At 70.5% G+C, this 14,219-nt stretch carries 15 protein-coding genes and 1 pseudogene; 6 read left to right on the forward strand and 10 right to left on the reverse strand.

The window, feature by feature from the left end; genetic code table 11:
* Positions 1–671: 671 nt before the first annotated feature.
* Positions 672–1,112, forward strand: coding sequence for a hypothetical protein (locus ABZ877_RS34265; protein ID WP_361079517.1), 441 nt, complete (start codon positions 672–674; stop codon positions 1,110–1,112).
* Positions 1,113–1,416: 304 nt separating this feature from the next.
* On the opposite strand, the gene ABZ877_RS34270 is transcribed toward ABZ877_RS34265, so the two are convergent.
* Positions 1,417–2,385, reverse strand: coding sequence for an alpha/beta hydrolase (locus ABZ877_RS34270; RefSeq protein WP_361079519.1), 969 nt, complete (start codon positions 2,383–2,385; stop codon positions 1,417–1,419).
* A gap of 103 nt (positions 2,386–2,488) precedes the next feature.
* Entirely contained in the window at positions 2,489–2,806 is a 318-nt protein-coding gene (locus tag ABZ877_RS34275; protein WP_361079521.1) for an antibiotic biosynthesis monooxygenase, read from the reverse strand.
* Positions 2,807–2,961: 155 nt separating this feature from the next.
* Between ABZ877_RS34275 and ABZ877_RS34280 the strand changes: the two genes are divergently transcribed.
* The 3 genes and pseudogenes from ABZ877_RS34280 to ABZ877_RS34290 form a co-directional block, all read left to right on the forward strand.
* The gene (locus tag ABZ877_RS34280; RefSeq protein WP_361079522.1) at positions 2,962–3,867 is read left to right on the forward strand and encodes an AraC family transcriptional regulator; all 906 of its coding nucleotides are present in this window, start codon (positions 2,962–2,964) and stop codon (positions 3,865–3,867) included.
* A gap of 158 nt (positions 3,868–4,025) precedes the next feature.
* Positions 4,026–4,784, forward strand: a complete 759-nt coding sequence (locus ABZ877_RS34285) for an SDR family oxidoreductase (RefSeq protein ID WP_361079524.1) — start codon at positions 4,026–4,028, stop codon at positions 4,782–4,784.
* A 129-nt stretch (positions 4,785–4,913) separates the two neighbouring features.
* Positions 4,914–5,012, forward strand: a pseudogene (locus ABZ877_RS34290) (Ku protein); the annotation flags it as partial.
* Between the two features lie 480 nt (positions 5,013–5,492).
* On the opposite strand, the gene ABZ877_RS34295 reads toward ABZ877_RS34290, so the two are convergent.
* The 3 genes from ABZ877_RS34295 to ABZ877_RS34305 all read right to left on the reverse strand — a co-directional run bounded on the left by ABZ877_RS34295 (position 5,493) and on the right by ABZ877_RS34305 (position 7,846).
* Positions 5,493–5,615 carry a hypothetical protein gene (locus tag ABZ877_RS34295; RefSeq protein WP_361079525.1) on the reverse strand — a complete coding sequence of 41 codons (123 nt, stop codon included), beginning with the start codon at positions 5,613–5,615 and terminating at the stop codon, positions 5,493–5,495.
* Positions 5,616–6,407: 792 nt separating this feature from the next.
* Complete coding sequence (locus ABZ877_RS34300) at positions 6,408–7,160, reverse strand: GAF and ANTAR domain-containing protein (RefSeq protein WP_361079527.1); 753 nt, start codon at positions 7,158–7,160, stop codon at positions 6,408–6,410.
* On the reverse strand, positions 7,157–7,846 hold the full coding sequence (locus ABZ877_RS34305) for an ANTAR domain-containing protein (RefSeq protein WP_361079529.1): 690 nt from the start codon (positions 7,844–7,846) through the stop codon (positions 7,157–7,159). The genes ABZ877_RS34300 and ABZ877_RS34305 overlap by 4 nt, the downstream gene beginning before the upstream one ends.
* A gap of 333 nt (positions 7,847–8,179) precedes the next feature.
* Here ABZ877_RS34305 and ABZ877_RS34310 point away from each other — a divergent pair, with 333 nt between their 5' ends.
* Complete coding sequence (locus tag ABZ877_RS34310) at positions 8,180–9,175, forward strand: AraC family transcriptional regulator (RefSeq protein WP_361079531.1); 996 nt, start codon at positions 8,180–8,182, stop codon at positions 9,173–9,175.
* A gap of 667 nt (positions 9,176–9,842) precedes the next feature.
* Here ABZ877_RS34310 and ABZ877_RS34315 read toward each other — a convergent pair.
* The 5 genes from ABZ877_RS34315 to ABZ877_RS34335 all read right to left on the reverse strand — a co-directional run bounded on the left by ABZ877_RS34315 (position 9,843) and on the right by ABZ877_RS34335 (position 13,431).
* A complete protein-coding gene (locus ABZ877_RS34315) occupies positions 9,843–10,541 on the reverse strand; it encodes an ANTAR domain-containing protein (RefSeq protein WP_361079533.1) in 699 nt (232 codons plus the stop codon).
* A 60-nt stretch (positions 10,542–10,601) separates the two neighbouring features.
* Entirely contained in the window at positions 10,602–11,336 is a 735-nt protein-coding gene (locus ABZ877_RS34320; protein WP_361079535.1) for a GAF and ANTAR domain-containing protein, read from the reverse strand.
* Between the two features lie 298 nt (positions 11,337–11,634).
* Positions 11,635–12,009 (reverse strand): GAF domain-containing protein, encoded by a 375-nt coding sequence (locus ABZ877_RS34325; protein WP_361079537.1) that lies wholly within the window; start codon positions 12,007–12,009, stop codon positions 11,635–11,637.
* Between the two features lie 573 nt (positions 12,010–12,582).
* A complete protein-coding gene (locus tag ABZ877_RS34330; protein WP_361079539.1) occupies positions 12,583–12,966 on the reverse strand; it encodes an ANTAR domain-containing protein in 384 nt (127 codons plus the stop codon).
* 114 nt (positions 12,967–13,080) lie between these two features.
* Complete coding sequence (locus ABZ877_RS34335; RefSeq protein WP_361079541.1) at positions 13,081–13,431, reverse strand: hypothetical protein; 351 nt, start codon at positions 13,429–13,431, stop codon at positions 13,081–13,083.
* Positions 13,432–13,872: 441 nt separating this feature from the next.
* Here ABZ877_RS34335 and ABZ877_RS34340 point away from each other — a divergent pair, with 441 nt between their 5' ends.
* A complete protein-coding gene (locus ABZ877_RS34340) occupies positions 13,873–14,142 on the forward strand; it encodes a hypothetical protein (RefSeq protein WP_361079542.1) in 270 nt (89 codons plus the stop codon).
* Positions 14,143–14,219 lie beyond the last annotated feature (77 nt).

Here is a 14,219-nt window from a genome sequence, read left to right on the forward strand (position 1 = left end):
CCGGGGTGACCGTCTCCTTCACCCGCTGTTCGCCCCAGCCGGTGAGCTGGGCGGCGCGGCCGATACGGCCGTGCGGCGGGCGCCCGGTCACGGGGCCGCGGGGCACGTAGGTGCGCAGCGCCTCGACGACGCGGGCCTCGGCCGCACGCAGGGCGGTCACGGCATCGGCGAGTTCACGCTCACCGTCTCTCCACGCGGGCCGCGGGCTGCCAGGGCTAAAAATGGCAGACGCGTGACGGTGCAGTGGCCTCTGCCGTGGAGGGTGAGCGCCAAGAGGGTGTGATTCCGGGCGAGGACGGGGAGGCCGTCCGGTGTCCGGCGGGAGATCAGGGAGCGGTACTGGCCGCTGGTGCGCAGTCTCCCCAGGATCAGATGCACGTCCCCGCGCTTGGCGCAGCCGGGGCTCAGGCGCGGCTCCTCCAGCGGCACCTCCGCGGAGCGCACGTACGTTGCCTGTGGCATGAGCGTATCCCCTGCTCGGTGTCCTGGGCGACGGAAAAAGATAAGCGGAGGCGCAAGTTCGGCCCTGGGGGTTGTTCAGCGCGCGCACAATGGCTCTCGTGGCGGACTGGATAGCGGCGGTAATCGGAGTCGCCGGTACCGGCGTTGGAGCCGGGGCGGCTATGTGGGGAGCCCGGACGGCGGCCCGGACCAGCCAGACAGCATTGGCGGTGCAGCTCCGCAAGGAAGACGAGCGCTGGAAACGCGACCAGCGGCACACGGCCTATCAGGCGATGATCCGTGCCGACATGGCACACATGGCGGCCGGGCAGGCAGTACGCGGGGAGAGAGTTACGCACGCCGATGTGTTGGCTCCGGAGTTGGTGGGCCAATGCGAGAGAGCGCAGGAGGAGTCGACGGCGGCCGTGTCCCTCATCGAACTGTGCGGGCCACTAAGGGTGCTTGAGGCTGCGCGGGAACTGCACTGGGCCGGAGAGGAGGTAATGCACGTTTTCGCCTTTCCGACGTCGCAGGTGGGCTATGAGTCCGCTGAAAGCGCCGTCATTGCGCGACAATACGAGGCGGTGAAGGCGTTCCGAAGCGCCGCCAGAGACGCCCTTGGGTACAGCGCATCAGAGGACTGGGCCCCTTCCCAGCCGCCTCGCCCCTGAGCTGTTGAGGGGCGCGGTTGGTCGCTTGCCCGCGCCCTGGGACCGCCGGCGCAACGAGCCCGGACGCGGCGATGGCAGTCCTTCGGCTTCCGGGTACGCGTGGCCACCACAGCCACCCGATAAGCGTTGGGACGCTCACCCTCACTACCACTTCCAAGCACGCAACCGTCGCGTAGACAAGCGCTGCGCCCGTAGCTCACGCGACAGCCACCGCACCGGCGCCGAGGAGCCGGAAACCTGTCGACCATCCATTCGGCCTGGAACAGGTTCTCCCACTGGGGCTTGGGCCTGGCCGGGACTTCACCTATGCGGCGGGGGTCATCGGCAGGAGCCGGGCGAGCCAGTCGGTGCGGGCTCGGCGGGCTGTGGCCGAGATGTGTGCCTGCGGGTACAGGGCGTCGAATCCGTGGAAGCCGCCTGCCCAGACGTGGAGTTCGGCTTGGCCGCCGGCCGCCCAGATGCGGAGGGCGTAGTCGGTGTCCTCGTCGCGGAAGACTTCGGCGGAGCCGGTGTCGATGTAGGTGGTCGGCAGGCCCGCCAGGTCGTCGGCCAGGGCGGGTGAGACGTATGCGGGTACCTCGTCGTCGGTGAGGTCGCCGAGGAGGCAGCGCCATCCGAATCCATTCATCTCGCGGGTCCAGACGCCGGGCCCCTTCGAGTACTGGAGGCTGGAGGTGGTGGTGTTGCGGTGGTCGAGCATGGGGCCGATCAGGACTTGGGCGGCGATCGTCGGGGTGCCGAGGTCGCGGGCCAGCAGGGTGACGCCGGCGGCGAGGCCGCCGCCCGCGCTGGCGCCTGCGACGATGATCCGGGCGGGGTCGATGCCCAGTTCGGCGGCGTGGTCGGCGATCCAGAGCAGTCCTCGGTAGCAGTCGTCGACCGGGACGGTGCCGGTGGACTCGGGCGCGAGCCGGTGGTCGACGGAGACCACGACGGCGCCGAACTCGTCGAGCCACTCCAGCGGGATGTCGATCTGTGAGAAGCGATCGCCCATGACCATCCCGCCGCCGTGCATCCAGTAGACGCAGGGTGCGGAAGCGGTGCGATCGCCGGTCGCGGGGCTGAAGACGGACAAGGGGATCGGGGTGCCGTCCGGACTCGCAACGGTGACCTCGCGCCGGTCGACAGCGCGGCCTTCGAGGAGGGGTTCGACGGGCATCGAGGAGAAGGGGCGTACCTGCGCCAGCACTTCCGGGCTGAGCCGGGACATCAGCGGCATGTCGGCCAGGAGTTCCTGCAGTTCGGGATCGAGGGAGGGGCGTGCTGTGGTCATGCTCGTTGCCTCTCGTGGGTGGTGGCGGGGCGGTCGGGCGAGGACGGAGCCGCCTCGGTGGGCACCGAGGCGGCAGAGGCCGGGGTGCGAGGTGTTCGACGGTTCAGAGGGCGAATTTGCCGCGGACCGGAACGTAGTCGGTGTACTCGGGGTCCTTGGTGAGCAGCGGGTCGACCTGCGCCACGATGGCCTGTGCGGTCTTGCCGGCGAAGACGCGGTGGTGGTCCTCCTCGCTGGTCCAGCCTTCGGCGACGTGGACGACGTCGGGGTCGGACGCGGAGCGGGAGACGAGGTAGACGAGGCAGTGTTCGCTCGCGCCGGGGCTGCCCTCGTTCAGTCCGGTCGGCAGCAGGTCGACGAGTTGGTCGCCCATACCGGGCCTGGCGGTCAGGGTGGCGCTGAAGCCGTACTCGGCAATCATTGATTCTTTCTCTTCCTCTTCGGTGAGGGTGCTGGAGTGCGGTGATTCCATTTAAGTGCGTTGAGCTGCGGAAACGTTAGACCGATGCTCGTTCGCACTTGCACGATCCTCTCGACTTCGGGAACCGCAGAGCGCAATGGTGCTGCAATGGACACATGGACCTCGAAGAACTCCGCACCCTGCTGGCCCGCCATGCGCGGCCCGACTGGACCACCGCCGTCGACGGCGTCCTCATCTCGAAGGTCGACCGCCCTGATCCGCCGACGCCTTCGATGTCCGGCACGCTCCTGGCGGTCATCGCGCAGGGCGCCAAACGCCTTGCCCTGGGTGAGCGGGTGTTCGAGTACGGGCCCGGGCAGTACCTGGTCGCATCCGTCGATCTGCCTGTCACAGGGCAGTTCACCCAGGCCGACCCCGAGCAACCGGCGCTGGGATTCGGTCTCGTCCTGGAACCGTCCGCCGTTGCCGAACTGCTGCTTGAGGCCGGGCCCGGAGGCGCCCTCCGGAGCAGCGGGGGCGCGCCATCGGGGATCGCCGTCAGCGACGCTCCGGCCGCGCTGCTGGACGCGGTGGTCCGGCTGTTGCGGCTGCTCGACGAGCCCCGCGACCGGGACGTACTGGCCCCCTTGGTCAAGCGCGAGATCCTGTGGCGTCTGATCACCGGCGAGCAGGGTGCGACGGTGCGCCAGCTCGGCCTGGCCGACAGCAGCCTCAGCCACATCTCGCGGGCCGTGCGCTGGATCCGCGAGCACTACGCGCAGCCCTTCCGGGTCGAGGACGTGGCACGGCAGTCCGGCATGGGCGTCTCCGCCTTCTACCGCAACTTCCAGGCGGTGACCGCGATGAGCCCCATCCAGTTTCAGAAGCAGATCCGGCTCCAGGAGGCCCGGCTGCTGCTCGCCACCCGCCCCAAAGACGTCACCGGAGTCGGCCGGCGCGTCGGCTACGACAACCCGTCGCAGTTCAGCCGGGAGTATCGCCGCCAGTTCGGCGCGCCCCCCAGTCAGGACGCCGCCCGCCTGCGTCAGGCCGTGCGTGCGCCGGCAGGTCTCCTGCCCTGAGCTGGATGGGCTTGCTGGAGGATCGTGCACGGAGCAGCGAGGATAGTTCTACTATCCCCGCAGGTCAGAGCGGTTCAATGGGATCACCGGTTCTCCCGTGGAGCAGGAAAGTGCCTGCCCGCCCGTATGGATCCCACCACATCGCAAAGGGGCTCGACATGAAGACAGTTCTGATCACTGGTACCTCGTCCGGGTACGGGCGGGAGACCGCCCTCCACTTCCACTCGCAGGGGTGGAACGTCATCGCCACGATGCGTACGCCGCGTCCGGGCGTCCTTTCTGAGTCGGACCGGCTCCGCGTCATCGAGCTCGACGTGACCATGCCCGAGAGCATCACCGCCGCGTTCCAGGCGGCCGGGCCCATCGACGTCCTGGTCAACAACGCAGGCGTCCCGTCGATCGGCGTGTTCGAGGGCACCCCCATGGCCCGGGTACGGGAAGTCTTCGAAACCAACACGTTCGGTGTGATGGCGGTGACACAAGCGGTGCTGCCCCAGTTCCGTGAGCGCGGCTCCGGGGTGGTGGTCAACGTGACCTCCAGCGTGGTGCTGGGCCACATGCCGCTCACAGCCGTCTACAAGGCGAGCAAAATGGCCGTCGAAGGGTTCACCGCATCACTCGCGCTCGAACTCGCGCCCTTTGGCGTCCAGGCGAAGACGGTCGAGCCGGGCGCCTGCCTGACGACGAACTTCGCAGCCAACGCGGCCAAGGCGGCGCACGGGGCATCGCTGGACGAACTGTTCCCGGCGCCCTACGCGTCATGGGCGAAGAAGGCCATGGGCGACTTCACGGCGCAGGACCTGTTCACCAAGGAGAGCGACGTCGCCGAGACAGTGTGGCGGGCCGTGCACGACACGACCGGCCAGCTACGATTCCCCGCCGGCCCCGACGCGGTCTCGCTCTCCCAGGCGAAGTGATCGGCCAGCGACCACGGCAGGTTATGGCGCCGGCACCCTTCGGCGAGGCAGTAGCGGGCTGCTGTTCGGGGGCCCGGTGCCGGTGGTGCATTTCAGGCTGAGGGTGCTCGGGCGTACTGGAGGTCTGCCATGCCCCGAACGAGTTGGCCAGGTGCCATCAGCTTCGGCCTGGTGACCGTCCCGATCCGGGTGGTGACGGTTACCGAGGACCACAGCATCCGCTTCCATCACCATCGTCGCGCTCCTGGCCACCCCAGAAGCAGCACGGCCCACCATTCCCGCAGCGCATCCGGACGTGATTCCGGTGTGACGAAGCTGAACTCCTTCGCAGAAAACTCACACGGGCTGCCAGTCGCAGGTCGATACCCTGTTCCGGGCAGACCCTGTGTTGGTCACCGCTCACCTAAGCGGTCGAGCTGGCCGACGCGCCAGGCAGCACGCTGGTGGTCAGGACCAACCAGCCGCATCCGAACAACTGGCTGATCGAGTCAGTCAGCGCGGTGGTTCCCTCCACAGTCGCCGACGGCGTCCGCACCGCACGAACCAACGGATGGAATCCCGGGAAACCTGGCTCTCCCTTCCATCTCGCCCCATCAGAAGGTTTTGTCGCGTCGCGCTACTGAAGTGCCTTAAATCGAAGGACTCACTGCTTTGTGACCGGTTAGTCCTTCAGCTTTCCGCTCCCCACGCGCCCCAACTGCCGGGCAGTCACCCGTATGCGGTGCCGTCCGCCGCCGCCCGCAGTCGGCCCGCGCGCAGATACAGGAACGTCTCACGCCGGAACGGCTCGGTGCCGATACGCAGGCCGATGGGCATCTGTACGTCGTCCATGCTGAAGGCGCCGCAGGAGAGCCGCCTACCGTCATCCGCTACCCGCGCCCTCGGGACGGCCGTCGCGGACGCGCACATCGGCGTAGGTCCGTCGCAAGAACTCATACCCGGCCTCCAGATCCGTCGTCTCGAACACGGCCCGTGCCACCGGCATCCGCTGAACCACCGGCACACCCTCCCCTGCACGCGCCCTGCCGCCGGTGGCCGGCCCGCCTCCTCGGGCGGGATCCCGACCCCAGCCGTACAGCATCAGCGGGGTCCGGGCTGACGGGCCATCAGCCCGCCGGCCGGGACCCCACGCCAGTCTCTCCGCCCGCAGCCGTGCGCAATACCCGCCGAACGAAGCGTCAGCAGCCGCACCACCGCCAAAAACACGAAAGGGACGTCGCCGCCGGCTCACCGCGGGCGGACTCAGCGCCGCGAGCTCGTTTCGTTTCCGGGCTGCGCGGCGAGGACGGCTTCGTTCGGCGGGCAGTCGAACCCTGCGGCCGACCGCGCGTACTGCCGCATCCACTGTGCGTTCTGCCGCGTCCGCGCTGCTGGCCTCCATGTCCTCGTTCCTGTCTTGGTATCCGGCAGCTGCGGCTGCCTCCCGTCGGCTGCTCCACTCCTTGCCCCGATCCTGCGGAAGCGTTTCGACCGTCTGCTCGATGAGGACCGTGCTGAGCGCAGGGGCCGGACACCGTCGGGGCCGTTGCCGGAGGCATCGGCTGCACTCCACCAGCAGGGACAGCCCCCATTTTCGCTCGGCTGCTCCGCAGCGTGACGCCCGCTTCGGCGGGTTCGTGGCTCTCAGCCCTCCGTGCTTGCCGGCCGAGGCTGGCGGGGGGCGGGCGGAGGTGCAGGGAGATCGCCGTGCGTGAGGACGTGCCGGGCGACCTCGGTGATCTTGAGGCGGTAGCGGCGGGCGTGCGCGCGCATGGTGGCAAAAGCGTCACCCCCGGAGGTCTCCTGGTGGACGGCGAAGGCGCCTTTGGCCTGCTCGATGGTGATGCGGCTGTGCAGGGCGGTGTGGAGCTGTTCATTGACCGCGACCGCGTGTTCGACGGTGCGTGCGTGTAGCAGGCTGATCGTGGTCGCGTCGGCGAAGGCCTGGGCGAGGTCCAGGTCGGCGGAGGGCAGCGGGTCAGTGGTGGTGCGCAGGAGCAGCAGGCTGCCCAGGCTCTCGTCGCGCAGGCGCAGGGGAACGGCGGACGCGTAGCAGTAGCCTGCGTCGCGGGCGGCTGTGGCGAATGGCTGCCAGGAGGCGGGGGCGGTGGCCAGGCGGCCGGGGTGGACGGCGGCCGCGGTTGTATGGGCGTCCTTCGCCGGCCCGCACGTGAGGGCCCGGTCCAGGACGCTCACCAGGGCGGGGCTGGGGTCACACGGCACCGGGCTGTACAGGTCGCTGCCGGGGTAGGCGAGCAGGACCGCGACGTCGGTGACGTCCAGGATGTCGCAGCAGTGCGCGGTGAGTTGCTGCAGGAGGTCGATGACGTCGAAGTCGCCGATCAGCGTGTCGGCGAGTTCCACGAAGGTGCGGATGATCTTCTCTTCCCGGTTCATGTGGGTGACTCCGTACATCCGGGCAGTTCGTCCAGGATGGTGTGGGCGGTGTCGGTGAGGCTTTGCCCTGAGGCGAACGCGCGGGCTCGCAGGCGCAGCAGTGCTTCGTCGACGGGGATGTCCAGGCGGGCGCTGAGGGCACCGGTGGCCTGGTGCACGGCGATGCGGTGCAGGTCGAAGACTCCGGCGGTCTCGGGCCCGTTGGACGGTCTGTCGCCGACGGGTCGCCAGGCCAGCAGGCGGTGGGCGAGTGCGTCGGCGATCCGCAGCCCGTCGTGGGCCTGACGCCAGGTCAGCGCTCCCGGTGTGCGGCGGTAGCCGGTCAGGTTGCCCAGCCGGGCGTGGCCGGAGCGAACCGGCCACACGAAGACCGCCTCCACCCCCAGAGGGGCGGCGGCGGCGAGGAACTGCTGCCATTCCTCGTGTTCGCAGGCCGGCAGGTCGGGCACCTGCAGCGGCAGCAGTTGGCCCGGTGCGCTGACCGAGGGGCCCTGGCCGAGGGTGGTCTGCAGGTCTTCCAGGCGCGCGCTGGTCTCGTTGCTGTACCAGATGAGTTCTGTGCCCTGGCTGACCGACATCGCCAGCCCGTGCAGCTGCAGCGCGGTGGCACAGCGGCGCGACCACGCGCCGAGCTCGCGCGCGCCCCGGCAGAGGTTGAGTTCGCTCAAGAGTGTCTGCACGCTCATAGGCGGCCGCCTCGGTTCTGGTGCCGGGCATGCCGCCGGTGTGCCCGGGTCCGGGCCCGGTGCCTGCCGGACAGCACGCGGAGGCTGGCAGCTGTTCATGACATGCCGGTGGTCCCCGTGCGGTGCGGGTGTGCCGGCGGGCCGGCGGCACCGGGCCAGAGTGTGCGGCGCCGGCAGCATGTGTCCCCCGTTTGCGCAGCGCCGGGCCGGGCCGACTGCGGTGCTGCCGCTCACTTGTCGCATACCGACAGCACACTTCGCGAACCCCTCCCCCGCCAAGCCGCATTGCGTCATGCTGGACCGGAAAGCGGCACCCCAGCCGCTGGAGGGGCCATGCCCACAGACCCGCTTCCCCATCCGCCGCCGGACGCAGGCATCTTCACGGCCCGTTCGCAGGACGTGTCCCAGGCGCGGCAGGTGATCACCTCGACGTTCCAGCTGGCCGTGGTCTACGAGCCGTCGGCGCACCGGGAGTGTTTCGACTTCAACCTCGCCGTGACCCACCTCGGCCCGGTCACTCTCGCCGGGCTGGGCTTCGGCACCGAGAGTCACTGGCACACCGGTCCGCCGGAGGACTGGTACAGCCTCAACATGCCCGCTTCCGGGACGGCGTCGTTTCGCCAGCACAAGAGCAGCAACCACGCCTCAAAGGCCGACGGCACCGTCCTCGCCACCCGCCTGCACGCGCCCCTGGACTGCCATTTCAGCGCGGACTGCTCGATGTTCTGCGTCTACTTCGACCCGCACGCCGTCCGGCAGGAGCTGGAAGCGGAACTGGAGCACTCGGTCACCTCCCCTCTGCTGCTCCCGCTGTCCTTCGACTGCCGCCGGCAAGCGCCGCTGCTGCACGATCTCTTCCAGGCGCTTGGCGCGGAGGCCGCACACCCCACCGGAGCCCTGACCCGCCCCCAGGTCGCCGAGCGGCTCGGCGCCGCCCTGCTGACCACCATGCTGCACACCACCCCACACCAGTACGCCGACGCCCTGGCCACCCCCGCCCCGGCCGCCCCGCGTCAGATCAAACGCGTCACCGACGCCATGACCGCCAACCCCGCCCACCCCTTCCCCACCACCGAACTCGCCCGCATCGCCGGTGTCAGCGTCCGCTCCCTGCAACGCGCCTTCCGCGACCACCACGGCGTCACCCCCCTCACCTACCTGCGCAACCTGCGCCTGGACCGCGTCCACAGCGACCTGCACACCGAACAACCCCCCGGCACCACCCTCGCCGACCTCGCCGCCCACTGGGGCTTCTTCCACTCCAGCCGCTTCGCCGCCTACTACCGCCAGCGCTACGGCACCCTCCCCTCCCGCGACCGCGACCACTGACCGCAGCCCGCGCCGGGCCGTCCGTCATCCGCTGGGCCGCGCGCGGCAGCCTCCGCTCGGCTCAGCGCGCGGGGCGGGGTTCGTCGTGCGGTGGCGGGAGCGCCACCACCGGCCGACATCGCCCGCCGGGTTGTCCACCGCGAGCTGCGGCTGACCGGCGAGGCACCGTAGAGGCGCCCGCACCAGGGGGCGTCGTCACCACGGGTGCGGACGGCCGCGGGCGCGGGGTGTGGTGCCTGGAGCCGCCCTGGCGCGCGCAGGCTGTGCGCGCCAGGGCGGCATCCCCTGCCTACTGACGCATCCGCGCGGCCTGCTGGGTACGCGGGCTGTCTCCTCGGCATGCTCCGGTGTCATCGCTCCCCGCCTCGTGGGCGGGCTGCTGGCCACTGCCGTTCTGCCGGCCGGGCCGGCGGCCATGGCCCTCAGCGACCCTGCGGCCAACGGCGTTGGGTGTCCCTGCGGCGGCAAAGGTGCGCATCGGAGCCGGAAGCGGTCGGTCCCAGGAGGCCGTGGCTTCCAGGTTCTTTCCTGGCCCGCGCGGTGGCCGGGTCCTCGGCAGAGGGTGCGGAGGCGGGAGGTGGGCGGTCGTCGGCGGCGGACGGCGCGTCATGGTCGTGTGGTGGGGCAGGTCTCGTGTGGTGTGGCAAGTCTCGTGTGGTGTGGCAGGTCAGCCGGGATCCAGGTGGAGGCGGTCGGTGACCACCTCGTGGGCGACCTCCCGCAGCGGCCGGCTGTGCGTCCAGGCGTGCGAGCGCAGCCGCAGCAGCGCCGCTTCGATGGGCAGGTCGAGGTGGACTGAGATCATCCCTGCGGCCTGGTGGACCTCGGCGCGCAGCAGGTCGGGGGCGCCGAGGCCGGTGTCGGTGAGGTGGAGGGTGGTGAGCAGAAGGGGGTGGATGAGGGCTGCGGCGAGAGTGGCGAGGGTGGTGAGCTGGTCGGGGGTGAAGGGGGTCGGGGTGGTGCGGCAGGCGGTCAGGACGGCCGGGACGATGACGCCCAAACCTACGGGGAGGGCGGCGATCGCGCGGGCGGTGGAGGCGGCGTGGGCGGCTTCGGCCAGGGCGGGCCATTGAGTGGTGGCGGTGTGCAGGTCGTCGGTGGTGACCGTGTGGTGGGTGCGGGCGGCGTCCCGGGTGGGGCCCTCACCGAGGGTGTACTGCAGATCTTCCAGCGGCACACCGATCACGTCGTCCGGGTCGGCCCACAGCACCTCGGCGGCGCCGCGGGCGGAGAGCAGGGTGAGGGTCAGGCAGTCCGCCGCTGTGTGGCGGGCGAGGGCGGCCGGAGAGAACGCGGACAGGCCGCTGCCGGTGGCGGCGGCCCGGCGCATCCCGGTCAGCAGCGTGGGAAGGTCAGGTGCGTCCATGGCCGGCCCCCGCCCGGTGCGGTGGGGGCCGGCGGGCCGGCGCACGGGCGGCCCGGCGCATCAGCGGGCCTGGTCGAGGAGGGCGTCCGGGAGGTCGCGGTTGGCGATGCGGGTGGCCAGCACGGTCAGGTGCTGCTGGGTGGCGCGGGCGTGACCGCGCAGCAACGTGAACGCCTCGTCCATGGTGAGCTTGAGGTGGGCGGCGAGGACGCCCTTGGCCTGCTCGATGACGATCCGGCTGTCCAGCGCCGTCTGCAGCTGCCGGATGGTCTCCTCCCGCCCCACCATGTCCCGGCGATGGGTGAGGGCCTGGGCGGCGGCATCGGTCAGCACTTGCGCCAGGTGCAGGTCGCGCTGGGTGGGCAGGGGCGGGCCGGTGACGATGAGGTTGAGGGCACCGAGCATCAACTCGGGGGTGTGCAGAGGAATCGCGGCCATCGCGATGACCCCGGCGCCCTGGGCGAGGGGGGTGAACCGCGGCCAACGCCTCGCGGCCTGGCTGCTGTCGAACAAGATGACCGGGAGCGCATCGTGGCTGCGGGCGCTGTCCAGGCAGGGGCCCTCGTCGAGATCGAGCTGGTCCTGCTGGAAGCGGCGGGACACCTCGTCCGAGGCGGTCAGGTAGGTGACGTCCCCGCCGTCGTCGAGGACGGTGATCCCGGCCCTCACGGGCAGGAACGCGGCCGCGTACGCGGTCAGATCGTGCAGCAGTTCCAGTACGTCCAGATCGGGCGGGCGGCTGACCAGGTCAAGGACCGCCTTGGAAGTGTCCAGTTCGCGTGTGGTGACCGCCATGCCCCATCCCCTGCCCCACAGGATTTGTGCTGTCGTCGCGTGCAGCGCGGGGGCAGGGCGGTTGTCCGGCGGAACGGTCCAGCCGCCTCAATCCGCTTCGGTGCAGGGCAGGTTCACGCCGTAAGCCCAGGCTACTCCCGGGGGGGCAGCGGGACCATGCAACGACACCACCGGTTCCGGCACGATGACGGACGAGCACAGCCCCCGCCACAACCGCCCCGCGGCTGTGGCTGGCCGCCATCTGCGGCTGTCTTCGGCAACCGCCCGGCGCCATGACCCCGGTCCGGCACCGGCCAGGTCAGTGCGCATGCCGCTGCAGGGCACGGCCCGCAGCGCGCGTGAGCGCAGACAGCACCACGGTGTCAGCACGACGGGCCAGCCGGTCAGGAGAGTGGTGGTGCAGGGACAGGACGCCCAGGGTCGGTCCGCCCGGCTGCCGCAGGGGCAGCGACAGCACGGCGCGGCTGCCGGCATCCAGCATGGCCTGCCGGCTGTCGTACGTGAACAGGGGGCTGGTGCGCACGTCATCCACCCACACCGCCCGGCCGCTCTCGACCGCCTGGCTGCACGCGGTGTGGCCGTCCACCAGCGAAATACTCCAAACACGGTGCGTCCATGCCGCGGTGGGCCTCAAGCCGCAGCCCCGCACCGGCCGGGAGCGCCTGTTGTGCATAGCACCGGTCCACGTCCACCACCTGGGCCACGCATCCCGCCAGCGCCTCCAGCAGATCCGTCGGCGCTGTGCCCGCCAGGAACTAAGGATCAAGAAAATTCAGGCGCGGAAACCGGCTCCGGTCCCGCGGATGGTCCAGCGCCGTGATCCGGCTCTGGCTGGCGATGTGGCGGGTGAACTGTTTCTCGTCACGCCGAACCGCCTGGGTCGGGCGGGCCACTAGAAGGGCATGTCATGCCCCAATCGCCGCTGAGCCGGACCGAGGACGCCAAGCGCCGCCGCGACTTCACTGGGGAGACCGCCGCCGTGACGGGCGGGCCCAACCGGCTCACCAGGGCGCCGTGGTATCCCGCGCAGGCCGGGGACCAGCTCGCCATCACGATGGAGGCGACCGACACGCTGCCGCAGTGGACCGAGGGCGACGAAGTCACCCAGGACGGGCGCGAGCTGCGGCTCGTCAGCAGCGACGCGCTGCACCCAGGGGATACCACCAGGCTGCCATCGCCCCCCCGCACGCCTGTCCGGCCAACCGCTCAACGCCCGCGTCGATTCGGACGCCGCCAGTCGGCTTGCTCAGCAGCCGGACCGCGGCGCCGGCGCGATGCCGTGCTGGTGGCCGTTCCCCGGCGCCCAGGCATCGCTGCGGGCACACAGTTGCCGGTGCAACTCGGTGCGCACCCTGGCGGGCAGGACGCCGCTCTGGGCCCAGCGGACGGTCAGGAGCGCCACCTGGCGCAGCTTGATGTTCGTACGCTGCGACACCTCCCGCAGCACATCGAAGGCGTAGGCGGGTGACAGGCGGGCGACCCCGATGAGGACACCGACCGCCTGGTCGACGTCCGCATGGGAGACCACCGCTTCCTTCAGCTGCACGACTTCCTTCTCCAGCTCCGCCACCCGCGCATCGGCGTCGTGCGGATTCGGGTCGGCGGGCTGTTGCGCTTCATCGAAGGTCACCTCTCGCCTCCGGGGTCCAGGGGGGCATCAGCGTCAGTCTTCTACCACCGTCCCCTACCCGGGCCCTGTGTCTGCACGCTCACCGTCCCGGCCACGGCCAGGGGCCCACCCCGTTCACGTCGCGCCCGTCGTGGCCCGGCAGCCGGCGCGTAGGGTGTCGAGCTGGTCCCAGCCGCGCTCCGTCAGCCGCTTGTTCAGGTGCAGTTCGGGGTCGGCGGCCAGGCACAGGTACTGCGGCGGGCGCAGGGTGCGGGCGAAGCCCACCAGGGTCACCAGTCCGCTGTCGGAGAGGTGGCCGACGCGCGTGAGGCCGACGGTGATCTCATCGGCGCGCTGCGCGCACTGCGCGATCGCCGAGGCCAGGGGGACCTGGTGGGTGCAGGCGACTTCCCCGGCCAGTTTCACCCCCTTCTCGTGCCGCAACGGGGTGATCATCAGGCGGTCGTCGACGAAGTACTCATCCAACACAGCAATCCCTGCAAAAAGGCCGTGCACCGCCGACACCCAACGAGGGGTGACGAAACCGCTCAAGGACCCGCCCACGGGCCCGAGAGATCGCCGAGAGAAGCGTTCGCCGCGCTGACGGCGATGCATAGTCCACGGACTGCCACCCACGCTACCGCCGCACCGGGTGCCGCGGACAGGATGTGTGGCCGACAGCCCCACCGCCTGCCGCGGTCCGGGTGCAGCACGACACCCGCGGCGGCCGGGCACTTTTTGTGAGCGTCGTTCGCTCGGGCTGGTCGTTGCACTCAATGGCGCAGCGGTGAATCGATTCGCCCCATCCGGCCGGGTGAGCCTTGAGAGTGGGGGCGGGGGCGGTGCGGCGGCCGGTGACAGCTTGGGCGGCGCGAGGGCGCGCCAGGGATGCGTCCCGCGTCCCTCCGAACAAGGAGATTTGCCCTCATGAAGACGTTGACGCGTCTGGTCGCCGTCGCCGCCTGCGCGATCGCGGCAGCACTGACCACGCTGCCCACGGCGCAGGCCGCATCCAGCACCCCCGTGGCACAGGCGGCCAGTGGCTGCCGCTACTACTACACCTCCTACTTCAAGGGTCCCGGCGGCGAGACCAAGGGCAGCGGCGAGTACGCCGAGGGCGACCACGACCCCGAAGGCCGGATCTGCCGCAACGGCTGGTGGGTCTCCCCCTACGACCTGGATGACAACTTCGCCTGACCTGGCGTTTGCGTGGGGCCGCCGTGCGGTGGCCCCACGCGGCTTTCCCGCTCGCCGGCACCTGGACCGCTCTCACA

The organism is Streptomyces sp. NPDC046939, from assembly GCF_040644575.1.
GTDB lineage: Bacteria > Actinomycetota > Actinomycetes > Streptomycetales > Streptomycetaceae > Streptomyces.

Bases quoted from the DNA above. Each gene is read 5' to 3' on its own strand.
- ABZ877_RS34270 (WP_361079519.1), bottom strand. From the start codon at position 2,385: ATGACCACAGCACGCCCCTCCCTCGATCCCGAACTGCAGGAACTCCTG.
- ABZ877_RS34275 (WP_361079521.1), bottom strand. From the start codon at position 2,806: ATGATTGCCGAGTACGGCTTCAGCGCCACCCTGACCGCCAGGCCCGGT.
- ABZ877_RS34280 (WP_361079522.1), top strand. From the start codon at position 2,962: ATGGACCTCGAAGAACTCCGCACCCTGCTGGCCCGCCATGCGCGGCCC.
- ABZ877_RS34285 (WP_361079524.1), top strand. From the start codon at position 4,026: ATGAAGACAGTTCTGATCACTGGTACCTCGTCCGGGTACGGGCGGGAG.
- ABZ877_RS34295 (WP_361079525.1), bottom strand. From the start codon at position 5,615: ATGGACGACGTACAGATGCCCATCGGCCTGCGTATCGGCACCGAGCCG.
- ABZ877_RS34300 (WP_361079527.1), bottom strand. From the start codon at position 7,160: ATGAACCGGGAAGAGAAGATCATCCGCACCTTCGTGGAACTCGCCGAC.
- ABZ877_RS34305 (WP_361079529.1), bottom strand. From the start codon at position 7,846: ATGAGCGTGCAGACACTCTTGAGCGAACTCAACCTCTGCCGGGGCGCG.
- ABZ877_RS34310 (WP_361079531.1), top strand. From the start codon at position 8,180: ATGCCCACAGACCCGCTTCCCCATCCGCCGCCGGACGCAGGCATCTTC.
- ABZ877_RS34315 (WP_361079533.1), bottom strand. From the start codon at position 10,541: ATGGACGCACCTGACCTTCCCACGCTGCTGACCGGGATGCGCCGGGCC.
- ABZ877_RS34320 (WP_361079535.1), bottom strand. From the start codon at position 11,336: ATGGCGGTCACCACACGCGAACTGGACACTTCCAAGGCGGTCCTTGAC.
- ABZ877_RS34325 (WP_361079537.1), bottom strand. From the start codon at position 12,009: ATGCACAACAGGCGCTCCCGGCCGGTGCGGGGCTGCGGCTTGAGGCCC.
- ABZ877_RS34340 (WP_361079542.1), top strand. From the start codon at position 13,873: ATGAAGACGTTGACGCGTCTGGTCGCCGTCGCCGCCTGCGCGATCGCG.